At 68.9% G+C, this 15,450-nt stretch carries 11 protein-coding genes, 1 pseudogene and 1 CRISPR repeat array; of the genes and pseudogenes, 11 read left to right on the top strand and 1 reads right to left on the bottom strand.

The window, feature by feature from the left end; translation table 11 throughout:
• Positions 1 to 4 precede the first annotated feature (4 nt).
• The 6 genes and pseudogenes from H8838_RS19695 (at position 5) to cas2e (ending at position 5,122) form a co-directional block, all read left to right on the top strand.
• Positions 5 to 1,609, top strand: a complete 1,605-nt coding sequence (locus H8838_RS19695; protein ID WP_185995561.1) for a type I-E CRISPR-associated protein Cse1/CasA — start codon at positions 5 to 7, stop codon at positions 1,607 to 1,609.
• Entirely contained in the window at positions 1,606 to 2,247 is a 642-nt protein-coding gene (locus H8838_RS19690; protein ID WP_185995562.1) for a type I-E CRISPR-associated protein Cse2/CasB, read from the top strand. Before H8838_RS19695 ends, H8838_RS19690 begins: the two co-directional genes overlap by 4 nt.
• Before the next feature lie 25 nt (positions 2,248 to 2,272).
• On the top strand, positions 2,273 to 3,376 hold the full coding sequence (locus H8838_RS19685; RefSeq protein ID WP_185995563.1) for a type I-E CRISPR-associated protein Cas7/Cse4/CasC: 1,104 nt from the start codon (positions 2,273 to 2,275) through the stop codon (positions 3,374 to 3,376).
• A gap of 5 nt (positions 3,377 to 3,381) precedes the next feature.
• The gene (locus H8838_RS19680; protein WP_185995564.1) at positions 3,382 to 4,104 is read left to right on the top strand and encodes a type I-E CRISPR-associated protein Cas5/CasD; all 723 of its coding nucleotides are present in this window, start codon (positions 3,382 to 3,384) and stop codon (positions 4,102 to 4,104) included.
• Positions 4,077 to 4,754, top strand: coding sequence for a type I-E CRISPR-associated protein Cas6/Cse3/CasE (locus tag H8838_RS19675; RefSeq protein ID WP_185995565.1), 678 nt, complete (start codon positions 4,077 to 4,079; stop codon positions 4,752 to 4,754). Before H8838_RS19680 ends, H8838_RS19675 begins: the two co-directional genes overlap by 28 nt.
• A 24-nt stretch (positions 4,755 to 4,778) precedes the next feature.
• Positions 4,779 to 5,122, top strand: a pseudogene (gene cas2e, locus H8838_RS20365) (type I-E CRISPR-associated endoribonuclease Cas2e).
• Positions 5,123 to 5,152: 30 nt separating this feature from the next.
• Positions 5,153 to 6,461: a CRISPR direct-repeat array (repeat unit 29 nt; unit sequence GTCCTCCCCGCTCACGCGGGGGTGCTTCC).
• Between the two features lie 385 nt (positions 6,462 to 6,846).
• Here the strand turns inward: cas2e and H8838_RS19665 are convergent.
• On the bottom strand, positions 6,847 to 7,353 hold the full coding sequence (locus H8838_RS19665) for a hypothetical protein (RefSeq protein ID WP_185995566.1): 507 nt from the start codon (positions 7,351 to 7,353) through the stop codon (positions 6,847 to 6,849).
• Positions 7,354 to 7,922: 569 nt separating this feature from the next.
• Between H8838_RS19665 and H8838_RS19660 the strand changes: the two genes are divergently transcribed.
• From H8838_RS19660 to H8838_RS19640, 5 genes are read left to right on the top strand one after another with little or no spacing between them, the layout of a single operon-like run.
• Complete coding sequence (locus tag H8838_RS19660; protein ID WP_185995567.1) at positions 7,923 to 8,867, top strand: hypothetical protein; 945 nt, start codon at positions 7,923 to 7,925, stop codon at positions 8,865 to 8,867.
• Positions 8,864 to 10,942 carry a hypothetical protein gene (locus tag H8838_RS19655; protein ID WP_185995568.1) on the top strand — a complete coding sequence of 693 codons (2,079 nt, stop codon included), beginning with the start codon at positions 8,864 to 8,866 and terminating at the stop codon, positions 10,940 to 10,942. The genes H8838_RS19660 and H8838_RS19655 overlap by 4 nt, the downstream gene beginning before the upstream one ends.
• A complete protein-coding gene (locus tag H8838_RS19650; RefSeq protein ID WP_185995569.1) occupies positions 10,939 to 11,895 on the top strand; it encodes an AAA family ATPase in 957 nt (318 codons plus the stop codon). Before H8838_RS19655 ends, H8838_RS19650 begins: the two co-directional genes overlap by 4 nt.
• On the top strand, positions 11,892 to 14,198 hold the full coding sequence (locus tag H8838_RS19645) for a LysR family transcriptional regulator (protein ID WP_185995570.1): 2,307 nt from the start codon (positions 11,892 to 11,894) through the stop codon (positions 14,196 to 14,198). The genes H8838_RS19650 and H8838_RS19645 overlap by 4 nt, the downstream gene beginning before the upstream one ends.
• Positions 14,195 to 14,587 carry a hypothetical protein gene (locus H8838_RS19640; protein ID WP_185995571.1) on the top strand — a complete coding sequence of 131 codons (393 nt, stop codon included), beginning with the start codon at positions 14,195 to 14,197 and terminating at the stop codon, positions 14,585 to 14,587. Before H8838_RS19645 ends, H8838_RS19640 begins: the two co-directional genes overlap by 4 nt.
• The last annotated feature ends 863 nt before the right edge of the window (positions 14,588 to 15,450 follow it).

Here is a 15,450-nt window from a genome sequence, read left to right as displayed (position 1 = left end):
CTCTGTGAACCAGACCACGGTGGAAGACGGCGTCTTCAACGCCCTCCATGACCCCTGGGTCCCAGTCACGCTTCCCGGTGGCCGGCAGACGATCGCCAGCCCTTACGACATCCTCGTCGGGGCGGACGGCTACGTCGGGCTCGGGGCCGGGATGTCCCCGCTGGAACGAGACGCCACGACTCGCCTCCTCATCAGCCTCACCGGGCTGGCGCTGCGCCTCGGGGACGTTGAAGCCGGCGAGCCGGCCGACATCCCAGCCGCGGGGGTCAAGACGCTCGCGGACACCTTCTCCGACCTCTTCTGGCTCCGCCACCCCTCCCGCCCCTTCTGCCAGGAGTGGGAGCTGGCCCAGGACGACGCCAACAAGGCGATCCGCAGCCTCGCCTTCCTGGACCCGCAGACCCCCGGCTCATCTTCGAGCCAGTGGGGCACGACCGCCGGCAGCGTCGAGAGCAAGTCCGCCGGGATCGCCGCCGACCCGGCCCGGCTCACCAGGCTGGTCGTGACCACCTGGTGGCACACCAAGCACTCGAACGCCCGCGACGGCTACGGCCGCAAGTTCGAGTACGGCGCCCCCGGAGACGTCGCGGTGCGGACGCTCGGTGCCTACATGACGCACCGCGACTCCCTGGTCAAGAGCCTCATGGCGAACGTCCCTGAGCACTGGCTGGAATCGGGCTCGCTGCCCGCCTACCTGGACCAGAGCGGTGGCCCGTCGGATGAGGACCTGGCCCGCGAGCCGCTCGACTTGTGGCGCACCACCTACGCCCGCAACACGCCACTGCTGCACTGGGACGACACCCAGGACGGCCCGGTGCCCACCGGCTACGTCCTCGGCCCATCGACCACGCGGGTCCCGATGATCGCCCCCACCGAGGGGGAGTCGCTGAAGGCCATGCACTCCCTGGACCCGTCCCGGCTCTTCGTGGAGACGAAGAAGAAGGACGGCACCATCCTCGCCAAGCCGGTTTCGGCGCCCGACGTGCGCCTCTCCTCGACCGAGGGGTACATGCGCTGGTACCTCAACGACCTCGCCGGGTCGCTGAAGGTGTGGCGTGACCGGGTGCGGCCCTTCCTGCCGCTCGACGACTCCGACGACTGGATGATCGGAGCCTTCGCCGAGATCTGCGACACGCAAGGCAACCGGAAGTGGCTCGACTACGCCTTCGTGCCCCGCCGCCGGCTCGAAGCCCCCGCGGTCATGGACGACGGGCGACACGGCCCGGTCCGGCTCCTGGAGGTGGCGGCAGAGCTCCGCAAGGCGCTCAACGGCCCCCTGCGCCTCGCGGCGGAAGGCCGCGGTCGCGCCGAGGGAGCTCCTGCCCTGCGAGCCCAGACCGAGCGGGCCCTGCTCGCCGCCCTGGAAGAGGACATCGCTCTTGCGCTCGACACCAGGCCCTCGGACGCCTTCGACGCGGCAGCGGTCGCGGAGCGGATGAGGAACGGGGCTGTCGCTGTCTTCGACGTCGCGACCGCACCGTTCGCCACGCCGACGGGCCTGCCCAACGTCGTGACCGCCCGAAGCCGGTACCGATTCGCGACCAAGAACGCACTCGCGCGCCTCTTCGAGGCGGAGTCCGCGACCAAGACGAAGGAAGGCCGAGCATGAGCGTGACCGAGCAGGAGGCGGCGCCCGCGGTTGCTGGGCGCCCGGAGAGGACCCTGGCGTACCGGGTCATCGGCATCCGCGACCGGGTGCGCGCCGGGGGAGCCGGGCGTGGGGTCCTGTCCGCCGTCGCCGCCGGCATCCACCCGATGACCGAGGCCGGCGCCTTCCCCTACACCGAGGCCGCCTTGTCCGGGCTGAGCGTGTCGCAACGCGTCGGAGCGCGCCGTGCTGCCGCCATGATCGCGGTCCACCGCGACGCCCGCGCGACGAGCGAGGGGCACACCCCCATCGGGTCGACCCTGCGCAGCCTGCACGCCAAGGCCCACAGCTCCTGGCCCGGGGACGTCGACGGCAAGAGCGTCCCGAAGCGCACCGCGATGTCCATGTCGGTCGACTCCCTGCCCCTGCTCGACGTCGACAACGCCGCCCAGGTCATCAGCGGCCTGGTCGGGAGGTGCGCCCAGCACGGGATCCCGGTCGACTTCGCGTCCCTGGCCACCACCTTGACCTTCTGGGGTGACGGACTCAGCTCCAAGTCGCGGTCGCACCGAGCCAAGGTCGTGCAGGACTTCTACGGCCTCAGTGACCGCCGCGACCACGCCACATCCGCCACCACGCCCGCCGCCGCCGCGCAGTAACCGCCACTCCGACCGAAGGAACTCCATGTCCCACAAGTTCATCACCGTCCACACGGTGACCGCCCTGCCCCTGCACAACATGAACCGCGACCAGTCGGGGCTGCCCAAGTCGCAGTTCGACGGGGGCATCCAGCGCGGCCGGATCTCCGCCCAGGCGCTGAAGCGCGCGGCGCGCGTCGCGTTCCTCAACGACGTCCCCGAGGCGTCGGTGCGCACCCGTGACGGTGTCGGAGTCGCGCTGAAGCACGCGGTCGAGTACGCGGCCACCAAGGGTCTCGACTTCGACGAGAAGGCCGGACGCGCGGCGATCAAGAAGGTCGTCGACGGCCTCGCCAAGGCCGCGAAGGACAAGGACGACGACGCCAAGGCCGAGGACAGCGACGCCCAGGGCGACAACATCCTCTTCTTCGCCACCTCCGAGCTCCAGACGCTCGCGGTCGCGGCCGTGGAGGCGCAGGCCGACGGCGCGACGCTGTCGTCCACCGACTGCATCCAGGACGCCCGGTCGGCCAGCCTCGACGTCGCCGCCTTCGGCCGCATGTTCGCCGCCGCCCACGACCTGGGAACCCACGCGGCGGTAGCCGTCTCGCACTCCGCGACCACCCACCCGTTCGCCCTCACCGCCGACTACTTCTCGGCCGTCGACGACGCCCAGGACGGGCACGCCGGCGCCGGCCACATCGGCATGACGTACTACACCTCCGGCACCTACTACCGGACCTTCACCATCGACGTGGAGCAGCTGCGCCGGTCCTGGTCCCGGTTCGGCGCCGAGGGCTCCCGCAACGAGCTGTCCTCCCTGGTGCGGGCCCTGATCACAGCCCTCCCGTCGGGGCGCGTCTCCAACTCCAACCCGCACACCCTGCCCGCGCTCGTGCTGGTCGAGCAGCAGCGCAGCCGCTGCGCCTACGACTTCGACGAGCCGATCGAGGCCGACGGACGCGGCTACAAGGCCCCCACCCTGGCCGCACTGGCGGCGAAGCGGCGCTCCGCGCTCCGCTTCGACCCCAGCAACTTCGGTCGCGCCGTCGTGGCCGGGGAGGTCGGCGACCTGGACTTCGCCGCCGAGCAGGTGGAGACGCTCGACGACATCGTGGCCACCGTCGCCGACGCGGTCTACGGGGCCTGAGCTCGATGCCTTCGCTGCTGCTGAGGATGGCGGGCCCGGTCCAGTCGTACGCCGGGTACCGCCTCCTCCCCAACAACTACCCGGTCGCGACGGCGCCGATGCCCAGGAAGTCAGCGGTCGCAGGCCTCCTGGGCGCATTCGTGGGCCGCCGCGACCTCCACGAGCTCGTCACGGAGTTCGACCTGCATGTCCGGGTCGACCGGACGAACGCGGCCGCTGAGGACCTCCAGGTCCTCGTCCCGCTGCCGAACGCGGTGCACGCGGCGGCGGACAGGGCGGAGAAGTTCCGCACCGGGACGGCTCGGGCGCACGCTCACCACCGGGACCGCACCGGCGCGGTCGGGCCCAAGAACACGCGGGGAACGGCCCTGGTGAACCGTGACTTCCTGCCGCACGCCGAGTTCATCTGCGCCATCACCGCGGAGACCGAGCTCGTCGACGCATGGCTGGCGGGGGCGCTCGACCCGGTCTTCATGCCCTACCTCGGAAGGCGGGCGAACGCCCCCGCCTTCCCGTTCGTCCTCGGCGTCGACCACGGGACGCCGGTGCAGGTGCTGTCGGAGCTCCCCCACGTCCCCCGGCACGGCGAGAAGGCCGCCAGCCTGCGGCTGTACGAGGTGACCGGCGACTACGCACGCCACGAGCACCGTCTGGTCTCCCACGTCTCACCGACCCCGGCATCCCGAGAGGAGCAGCTGACATGGCTGTCACGACACCTGAGCAGGTAGCGCCCGGCGTGGACCGAGAGAGCCCCGTCTACTGGACGACCTTCCCGGCCGCCTCCGTGCAGGCGGACTGGTCAGACCTCGCCGCCGCACACCGCGCCGTCATGCGACTCTTCCCCACCACCCTCCCCGGGGCCGCGGCAGAACGCAGGGCCACCGCCGGGATCCTGTTCCGGGTCGACAACATCGGAGGGGTCCCCACGGTCCTCGTGCAGTCCTGCGTGCCCCCAGAGTCGGTGCCCATCGAGGGACGGACCATGACCGTCACCGGCCGAGGGTGGGAGAACAGGAACGGGGACCTGATCGCGCTCCGCGTGGCGGTGAACCCGGTCATCCGAGGCAAGTCCCAGGCGACTCCCGGAGGCCCGAAGAAGGACGTCACGCGAGGCGTCGTGCCGCCCGAGGGGATCTCGGCATGGCTCTCGGGGAAGCTGGCCGGCGCAGTGACCGACCTGGAGGTCGTCAACCACTACCGCGACACCTACCGCTTCGGCCCGAAGGGCGCCAAGAGGTCGCTGGTCATCGACACCGTCGACGCGATCGCGACCGTCGCCGATGCGCAGCTCCTCGACGCGATGCGGCGTGAAGGGCTCGGCCGCAGCAAGGCGTACGGGTGCGGCCTCATCACCGCGCGCCCGGCGGTGCGGGACTGACCTGGACGCAAGCGATCTGATGCCGTGAGCTACGCGACGCTGATCTCCTCATCCCTGCCGGAGGGCATGCGCGGCGCGCTGAACAAGTGGTTCGTCGAGGTCCTGCCCGGCGTCTACGTCGGCACCGTCAGCAGAGGATCCGCGACGAAGTCTGGTCCGCCATCAGCGACTGGGTGCAGGACAGGGCGGATCCAGCCGTCTACGCGGCGATGATCGAGTCAGCCCCCACAGAGCAAGGGTTCGAGATCAGGACCGCCGGGGCCCACGCCTACGAGGTCGTGGACCTCCACGGGCTCCAGCTAGTGTCCCGGCACCACAAGGAGGGCGCCAGCAGGCTTTTACAGGGCCTTCCCGACCCGGCCTCGTGATGCCGAAACCATCATCGCAGGTCAGCAAGGGTCCTCCCCGCTCACGCGGGGGTGCTTCCCACGCCCGGCTCTCGGTGTGGTCCCTGGGCCCGTCCTCCCCGCTCACGCGGGGGTGCTTCCTACAAGAAGCAGCGCGGCACCATGCTCCAGTGGTCCTCCCCGCTCACGCGGGGGTGCTTCCTACAAGAAGCAGCGCGGCACCATGCTCCAGTGGTCCTCCCCGCTCACGCGGGGGTGCTTCCCACCCGCACCGAGCGCGACGAGGCCGCACAGAGTCCTCCCCGCTCACGCGGGGGTGCTTCCGGTGCAGAAGATTGCACGTGGAGAGCTGGACCGTCCTCCCCGCTCACGCGGGGGTGCTTCCGAAGAAGGACCGGGTCCGGCCTTCGGCGCGGGGTCCTCCCCGCTCACGCGGGGGTGCTTCCGCCCCCCAGGAGCAGCCCGGCACCCACGCAGGGTCCTCCCCGCTCACGCGGGGGTGCTTCCGTTGATGCCGTCAGCAGCGTTGACCTCAGTCGGTCCTCCCCGCTCACGCGGGGGTGCTTCCGCTCCGTGCTGAAGGATCGGGTCGCCAGCCACGTCCTCCCCGCTCACGCGGGGGTGCTTCCTTACCCGAACCGGTTGGCCCGGTAACGAGCACGTCCTCCCCGCTCACGCGGGGGTGCTTCCGGCGGCGCGAGGTTGTAGGCCAGCATCGTTGCGTCCTCCCCGCTCACGCGGGGGTGCTTCCCGGGTGCTCGGTGCGGACGTAAGCCTGCGCGCGTCCTCCCCGCTCACGCGGGGGTGCTTCTGAGGTGCCCGAGCGGATGGGTTGGCGCGAGGCGTCCTCCCCGCTCACGCGGGGGTGCTTCCCGAGCAGCGGTATGGATCTTGCCTCGCGCCTCGTCCTCCCCGCTCACGCGGGGGTGCTTCCCATCCGCTCTACCACCTCAGGGGGAGCGGGGGTCCTCCCCGCTCACGCGGGGGTGCTTCCACCGTCGGCCCCGACACCGGCGCCGAGGCCGTGTCCTCCCCGCTCACGCGGGGGTGCTTCAAGCAGAGCCAGCCGCACGACTCGACACCACGCGTCCTCCCCGCTCACGCGGGGGTGCTTCCCACGGCCCCGCGCTGTCCCATCTCGCGCAGGAGTCCTCCCCGCTCACGCGGGGGTGCTTCCCTCGCGCCCCTGCCGGACGGCATGGAGGACCTGTCCTCCCCGCTCACGCGGGGGTGCTTCCGAACACGTGGTCGTCGGGGTCCGCTGCCTTGGGTCCTCCCCGCTCACGCGGGGGTGCTTCCCTGACAAAAGACGAGAGCGGCCGTCCTGGCAGGTCCTCCCCGCTCACGCGGGGGTGCTTCCCCACATGTCGGCGGTGTCGTCGTGGTGGTGGAGTCCTCCCCGATCACGCGGGGGGTGCTTCCTCGGTGGTGCTGGAGGTCGCGGTCTCGGCCTGGTCCTCCCCGCTCACGCGGGGGTGCTTCCGTGGGAGTGCTCGAGCAGCGCGGCGTACGCCGGTCCTCCCCGCTCACGCGGGGGTGCTTCCATGGCCGACCGTGCCGCCCGCGCCTTCCGTGAGTCCTCCCCGCTCACGCGGGGGTGCTTCCATGAGCACTACTCCTGTGGTGGTCGGACTGACATCTTCCCCGCTCACGCGGGGGTGCTTCAAGAAGACGACCTCGTCCGCCACGGCGATTCTTCAGTTGGCGTGGTGTTCTCTGCCGTGCAGAGGGGCTTGCGAAGGTTTCTAGGGACGATCGGACCCCAGTTCGCCGGTGGTCTCGGGACCGTCCCTGTAGTCAGACAGGCGCGCGTCGCGATGCGACAGGTTGCTCCTTTCCAGTAGATCTTCGACCCGGTTACAGATGTCGACGGCCTCGGGTGATGGTACGAGCTGCGCAAGTCTCCAAACATTGAGGAGCACTTCGGCTGCCTCTTCTCGGCGGTCAGCTCGCATCCTGGGGCCACCCTCGCGCGCCGGATCCAGATACGTGCGGTAGTCCCCAGTTCCCTTGCAGATCGGGCAGGGGTCCTTCTTCTGGACGCGACGTTTCCGCCAGGTTTGAAGTAGCTGCTGGACCCCGTCGGACAGTTTGTCGCCGTCACTTGCATGCTCCTTGTCGTGAGCCCAGTCATTGGGCCCGACGTACCAGGCGCGCATGCCGACCAGCCAGCGAACCTCGCTTTCGAGCTCCCTGCGCTCTCGCCAGCCGAGGTCTTCATGCTGGAGCCGCTGGCCTGCCAGCGCGATCATCCGGTCGAGGGCCTCCTGACGCCGGCGGAACTTCTGACCACACTGCTCGTTGTGAAACCACTTGGGTCTGCCCCTGTTCTCTCTTGACACTGTGGCATTGCAGCCGGGAAGCCGGCAGGGGAGTCCGAGTGCCTGCACATTTTTCGCCGTCAGGGTCCGCCAGTCCCCCTCCCGCTCCGCGGAGGCTGCCGATTGTTCTACGCCTGATCGAACCATGGGGCAGAGACTAGCGCACTTTAATTGTGCACACTTGAAGTGCGCCAGCGCTTGCCAGTCACGAGATCCTGCAGCCTAGCGCCCGTTAACTGTGCGAGCACGCTCTAGTCAGAGGTCTCACTGAGCCCTAGAGTGACCAGTCGACGATGTCGCGCCGGAAACAGCGCGAGACCCAGACTGCTGACACAGTCCGGGCCCCGCTTCGGCGCCTCGTCGGAGTCCCTGCACAGGAACGACAAGAAGGCACCGCAATGGTCCATTCTTCCAGCACCAGTGGCTTATCCGCCACTGAGCGGCGCCCGAGACGACCTCCCGCGCCCACCGCCCCGGTCGTCTCGTCCCACGCGTCTGGAGTGAGCGCGAACGGCAAGTACGCCGTGGTGCCGGCCCCTCATCCCGCTATGCCCAAAGCGACAGCACGAAAAGGAACTCGCCGGGTTCCGCGTCGGGTGCGGGAATTGCTGGGTGATCTCCTGTCGCGAGATGAGGCGATGAGGTTGATCGCGGCGGGGGAGATGGGGTCGGCGCGGTGCGTGGCGGTGTGGAACGTCGACGGTGTGCCGGTGGTGCAACCGATAAGTGACCTGTCGGTCCCGCCGGGCTGGGGGGTATTGCCGGTGCGTCGGATCGGGACCCACCGGCAAGCGACGAGCTCGATCGCGATGTACCCGGTGATGCGTGACGGTTTCCGGCTGATGCTCCTGGTGGAGTCGAAGTTGGAGCTGGCTTGGGTGCAGCAGCTGGACATTCACGCCTCTGTGTCGGCGATCCATGCCCAGCCGTTCGCGATGGTCTGGATCCACGAGCAAGGGCAGCTGTTCCAGGTACCTGATCTGGCGGCGGTGATCGACGGCAACCTGACGGTGTTCGAGGTCAAACCCGCTCACCGGGCGCAGGATGAGTGGTCACAAGCCAAGCTGGGTTTGATGCGGGACACGCTATGGGCGGCGGGAATGGGGTTCCGGGTCCTGAGCGACGTCACCGCCCAACGTGCCCACAATCTGCAGCAGATCACCCGATGGCGCGATCCGAACCCGTGGGCCGCAGATGACGTCTCTGCTGTGCTGGATGTTCAGCCGACCAGCATCGGTGGCATCGCCAAGGTCGTTGACGTCAGCGCCGGGGCGATGTCAGGAGGCCGAGGCCAGTTCGACGTCGATGTGCTGCGTCGTACCTACGTGGTGGCGATGCACTTGTTGGCCACAGGCAGGTGCTCGACGGATCTGGATGCCCCTTTGTCGTTGGGCAGCGAGCTGCGGTGGCACCTCGACGGGGAGCCAGGCCGGTGGTGGGGGTGAGCGAGGCGCCGGATCGAGTGCTGTCGGTGGAGTTGTCGCAGGACGCGTTGCTGTTCGAACACGACCGTTCGGACCGGGTGGTCCTCAAGCACCGGGTGGATCCCCAAGGCTGCCTGCAGATCGTGACCGCCCGCGACGGTGAGGTGTGCGAGGAGCCGCTGCACGCAGTGTTATCGAGGGTGAGCGCCGAGCACCGGCTTGCCTCGCCGTACTTGGCCCCGGATCGCTACAGCGAGTTGCTGCACTGGCTACCTGAGCGCAAGAGGCAGACGGGCTTGGATAGGCAGCGCCATGTGCTCGACGTGCTCCAGGGTCGTGTGGGCACCGGGAGCGGCTATGACGCGGCTACGACGAGCGTGGCGAAACGGCGCGCGGCGAAGTGCGCAGAGCTGGGTGTCGATGCGACCACGCTGGGCCGCTGGATCGAGAAGTGGCGTGCCGGGGGTGCGTTCGCACTGGTGCCGCACGCCTCGCGCTACCTGCAGCCCTCACGTGCGAATGAGACCGATCCGCAGATACTGGCGGTGGTACGTGACTACGTTGCGCAACGTCACCAGTCGAGCAAGAAGTCTTTGATCAACGAGCACGGGATCGTGCTGAATCGGCTGCGCCAGCTTGGTCTGGTCAGCGCTGGGACCGCCACCCCAGGGCCGGACGGGACCACGATCCCGCACGAGATCACGGCGCTGCCCTACGAACGGTTTGTGGCGCTGGTGCGATACCTCTCGCGGGGGCAGGATCCCTTGACGGGCAAGACCCGTCAGGAGCAGTCCAACCGCCCGCTCATCCACGGGGTGAGGCACCGATCTTTTGAGCTGGGCGACCGCGTCGAGTATGACGCCAGCCGTACCGACATGTTGGTTTGGGGTCCCCATGGGCCCCAGCAGCTGTGGGCCGTCTTCGGGGTATGCGTGAGTACCCGCTACGCCTGGCTCCGACTGACTGTCGGCCCTCCGCGCGGCATCCACCTGTCCCTGTTGTTGTGGGACATGATCGGCGGCGAAGCGTGGGCGACGATGTCGTCCCCGCCCCCTCATGCGGCGCTGCCAGTCGTGCCGGGCGCGCTGGACGTACACGCCTGGAATGGCCCCAACCCGCCGCTGAGTGTCCTACCGGGCTCCATCGGCGCTGACCACGGCGCGGAGGAGGAGAACGGCCACTTCATCGCCACCTGCGCCCAGCTCGGCATCACGATCCAGTGGGCGCGCACGATGCGGCCCACCGACAAGGCCTTCGTGGAGTCCCACATCAAGACCTTCGCCCAGGCGTGCCAGCTACTCCCCGGCCACAAGGGCAACACTGTGGTCAACAAGCCCGCCCGGCTCGATGTCCGCGACCTTCCGACCTTTGCCCAAGCGCAAGCAGCGTTCGCTACATGGTCGTGGTGGACCGCCCAGCAACCTCACACCGGGCTGACCCACGATCACGCGCCGCAACGCCACCTGACGCCCATCGAAGCCGTCGGCCTGTCCCTGACCCGCGGGGTACCGGCGCACGTGCTGGCCGACCCGACCTTCCACTTGCGGCTCCTGCCCCACCTGTCGCTCACCCCGCACGACGACGGCGTGACCTGGCAAAAGCGCCGATACACCTGCGAGAACTACGAGGATCTCGTCCAGGCATCCCTGACCAATCAAGGTCGGCGACGTCCGCTCACGTTCTTCTACGACCCGGATGCTCCCAGCCGCTTGCTGTGGCAAGAGCCCCACTCCTTCAAGGTCCGCACCCTGTGGGCACCCGGCGCCAACGGAGCGGTGGTCGGCGCCTTCGCAGAGGTCAGGTCCGCGCTATTGAAGAACTTGGCGGGGCAGAAGTGGCCCAGCCACAACGAACACGCCAGCCGCCGCGCCGACCTGCTCCAGACCATCACCGCGGTCTATCAAGCCCAAGGCATCGACACCGGCGAGAACTTCATCCCCGTCGCCGACCGAAGGTCACGCAAGCCCAACCGACCCAAGGAGCCTGAGCACATCGTCAACGGAGGCTGGGACCTGGCGCACTTCACCGCCTTGGACCACGGGCTCCTCGATGACCTCGACCCGGCCCACGACGCCGAAGGCGGGTGGCGGCCATGACCCGTCTGTCCGTGGCCGACCCCGCCACCTGGATGAGGCTGCACCACCTGCAGACCTCACTCCCTCCCGACCGCGCGCCCGCGCTGTATGAGTGGATCCACGCCCAGCACCTCCCCACCGCTTACGAGCGCGACCTCGCCGCCGCCTTCGACAAGCTCACCCGACAGCACCTGGGCACCAACGAGACCTGGCTGGCGGTCAGCGGCCCCTCCCACCTGGGAAAGAGCACAGCCATCACCCGCGTCCTGCTCGACCGCGCCACAGCCCACCCACAGCCGTGGCGCACCCGCACCAAGGACGGCTACCTGCACACCCCATGCGTGTACGTCGAGGCCGGATCCAAGCAAGAGGCCCGTGGCCTGCTCGCCTCGGTGGCGAGGTTCTGCGCCCTGCCCGACACCGGCTCGGAGAAGGAACTGCACCAGATGCTCGGTCGGCTGCTGCCCGCCATGGGTGTGGAGCTCGTGGTCGTCGATGACGCGCAGATGTATCGCCGAGTCTCTGACTCCGCTTCGCGCCTGACGGACGGACTCAGGACCCTGCTGCACCTGCCGGTGCCCTTCGCTTTCGTCGGCATCGACCTGGATCGCTCCGCGCTGCTACGCGACCCCGGACGCAACAACGACACCGCGCAACAACTCCGTCGCCGCCACATCGGGCTGCGGCTCAATCCCATCCGTACTAACGACGCACGCACAGTAGTACGGCTCATCGCTTCCTTCGTTGCGCGCATGCGTGCCATCGAGCACCTGCACCTTGCCTGTCTGCAGGACCCCCGTCTGCAGCTGCGGTTGGTGGCCGACCTCGAAGGACGCCCAGGCAGCATCCTCAACACCCTCAAGCGAGCGGCCGTAGAGGGTCTGGCCGACAACGACGGGATCGTCACCGCCGACCACGTCGACGCCGAGATCGTGGCAGTACAAAGTCTTGCTGCCGGCTCCGTCGCCTCATGAGCAGACAGAACGCCCCCGCGGCCCCGGCTCACCGCCTGGGCTACGCGCCCCCGCCCCTGGACGACGAGCCCCTTGACGGCTACCTAGAGCACCTGGCCCACCACCTCGAAGTGGCCCCCTCGGTGGTGCATCGCCACCTCGGGCTGAGCAACGAGCGTCCCTATTCCATCGTGCGTTGCCAATCACCCGAGGCCACCGCCGGGCTCGCCCACGCGCTGGACCTCGATGAGGCGACCCTCACGACGATGACCCTGCAGCGCCATGCCCACCTGGGGCTGATGCCCTCCTTCACCAAGCGCGGTCACGGTGGCGGCACCTGGCCACGCGGCTCAGGAGCTCGCTACTGCCCCGAGTGCCTGCCCGAGAGGGGCCTCCGGTGGAAGTTGAGCTGGTACCTGCAATGGACCTTCGCCTGCCCCACCCATGCCCGACTACTCCTCTCCGCCTGCCCTACCTGTCAGCGCACCGTCCGGACCAGCCCACGCGGCCACCCGATCGACGCACGACACCTTCAGCGACGACCGGGCGACGAATGCTCGTGCACCACCTCCGACCTCGTCGATGGTCACGGCCCGCCAGCGCCTGAGCCGGACGAGATGGCGCCATACCTGCACGCACAAGAAGTCATTCACGGCGTCATCCACGGCACCGGCCCAGTCACCGCGTTCGGACAGTCCCGGTCTCGCATCGAATGGCTCCATGACCTCGCCGCGCTGGCCCGCCTCGTCATGACCAATCTGCCGTCCGATCACCTACCCGCCGACTTCGCACCCGCCCTCCATCCACCCCACCTGTCGGCTTCGATCAATGCGCTCGCGGGGTTTCACGACGCGAGCGCTTCCCCTCCGGCAGTGCGCGGTGACGACGACCCGGCTGCCGCAGTCGCTGCTCAGCTGAGGCGGTGGAGTCACGGCATGGACCTGGGGCCGGTCGCGAGCGCGGGCGTGCGCCTGGCAAACGCCACGCGCAGCGCCTCCACCATGGCGCTGACCGCCACCTTTGCGGTGAGCGTTCTGACCGCACCCGACATCCCCACCGCTCGCCAAGTGCTCGCCGTGTTGCCCGACGATGTGCGCCGGCGCGCCACCGATCACAGCGGCCGCCACGTCGCGTCCTGGCCGCTGATCCAGGCACTCGACGTCCCCGTGACGCGGCCCCGCGGGCGCCCCGCCCGCGCCCGAGCACTCCGCATCCGTGCCGCCCGATTCCGCCCCGATGGCGCACCGCTCATCCCCTTGGACCCCGCCAAGGTGCCCGCCCGGGCATGGGACACCGTCCTCGGAGAGCACCCCGAGATCCCCGACAACGGCTACGTCCGTCTCGCGGCCAGTGTCGCGCTGCTTTCGCTCGGCACCGTCGCGGGCACGGCGCGGGCCAGCCAGCGACTGGGGCACCCCCACCTGTCCTCCCTGATCCAAACCGACCTCACACGCGTCCTGGGACTCGCCGCGGACGACACGGGAAGCACAGACTTCTTCGACGACCTTCTCGCCGTCCACGCCGCCTTGTGCGACTCAACTGTGCCGATCGACTACCAGCGGCGACGCCGGACATTCCTCCGCGCGGTGCCCCCTGCGGAGCGAACAGCGCGACGCATCGCCCGTGAGCTGGGCCAACGGCCCACCCCACGGCTGCGCACCTTCATGGGCTGGTGGCTCTACGAGCAACTGACCGGCAACGACATCCTGCTCACCCCGGCTCGACTAGAGACGCATGCCAGTCACCGGCTGGCCTACGGCCGTCAACGCACGGACTGGGAACGCGACCCCCCACAAGGGCTCTTGCGGCGTGCCGAGCATGCCCTCCTGATCAACCGCCTCGACGAGCCCCTGACCTGGACTCCACGCCGAAACCTCGGGGGGCAGTGGACCTGCCCGCCTGCCCACGTTGAACGTCAACTCGACTGGACCCACCGTCAGCGCCGCAAGAGCAGCCGACCCAGCAGCGAGGGGGTCGACGGCCTGACCTTGGCCGAAGCGGTGTCCTTCGCGGCGTCCGGCCAATCCACCTCAGCCCAACGGACAGCCAATCAACTACATCGGTTCGCAGCCATCGTGGACCACGGAGCCATCACTGCCGCCGCGCGAGCCCTCCAGGTCAGCCAAGCCGCCCTCTCGACGGGCCTGATGCGCCTCGAACGCGACCTGGGCGTCAGCCTCCTCGACCGCCACGGCCACGGTTCCACACCCACCCCGGCCGGCAGCCACCTGCGCCACCTCATCAGCACCAGCGGACTCCCGACCATGCCGACCAACCAAGCGCCGCCCATGCCCTCGCGGCCGGAACAGGAGACAACCCCATGACCGAACCCCCAGCCCTGGCCGGCACGCCGCTCCACGCGTCGATCGCGACAGCGATCCAGGAAGCACGCAAGCACGTGACGAGCGAGCTGGAGCGTGCTCCGAGCGACACCAACGCCCTGCAGGAGTTGGTCCGCAGCTACGGGCAGATGCTCGCCCTCCTCGCCTACGCCACCACGGTCCACGAACCGGCCCAGCGCATCGGCGTTGAGTGCCCCGTGTGCGAGCCCATCTACGGAGACGACTGTCGAGAGACTCCTAACTGCCCCCCAGTTCCGGATCGCTGCCTGGAGTGCGATGGCTGGTGGCCGTGCCCGGCGGTGGATCTCATCGAATTGCTCTTGGGCGCTGACTTGGCGTCCGCTACGCCGGCTCTCTCCCGAGAGGGGTGAACGCGTTGGCCCGCAAAACCAGAGGACGCTGCCTGCCGATGCGCGGTCCGCGGGGTCTCGACGCCGTCCTCGGTGCCATGCCGGACCACACACCGCACACCGAACGCGTCAGGCTCCTGAACACCCCTGACCCTGCTCTTGACCACCTCAGTCCCCTGGAGTGGCTGAGAGACGAAGGGGCCGCGGCCGCACCCATCGCTCTCGTCCTGCTGTCGCCACCGCAACTGATCGCGCGGTTGGAAACCATGCTGGGACCAGAACTCTTGGACGAGATCTACCCCACCGAGAACCTTGAAGCCGCAAGGAGTCACAGACCAGACGATGAGCCGCCTTCGCGGGACTTCCTCTTGAGCCTCGGAACGGTCTTCCACGCCGCACTCCTGCTTTATCAGGCGGACGCGGAGGAGGCGCCGGCGTGGTTCCGCCGGAAGCAGCCCCGACTAAACAACCGAGTGCCGGTCCAACTCCTAGGTGAAGAATCCCTAGCGGTGGCCGGACCGATGCTTATCGCCGCGGTTCGCCGCCAGTTAGGACTCCCCCTGTGAGTGAGCAATCACCAGTCGAGATCCTCACCAGCAACCGCGTGAGGGTATCCAACGGCGTCATGACTCACGTCCACCCAGCCCGAGCATGCGCGGACCGCCCGTACGGCTGCTGGATCCACCACCCCCGGGAGCACGCCCTGTCAGCGTCCCCAGTCCACTGGCGCGAAGACCGCGGTATCGCCGAGCGAATCTGCGACCACGGAATCGGACACCCTGATCCCCAAGACGCCGCCTACAACTTCCACGAGCTCGGCCGCGACATCACCGCTCACGGCTGCGACGGCTGCTGCGGCCCACTCCCATCCTGGGCCTCTGCAT

It is taken from the genome of Nocardioides campestrisoli (assembly GCF_013624435.2).
Classification (GTDB): Bacteria; Actinomycetota; Actinomycetes; order Propionibacteriales; family Nocardioidaceae; genus Nocardioides; species Nocardioides campestrisoli.
This window is presented reverse-complemented; position numbering and strand designations above follow the sequence as displayed.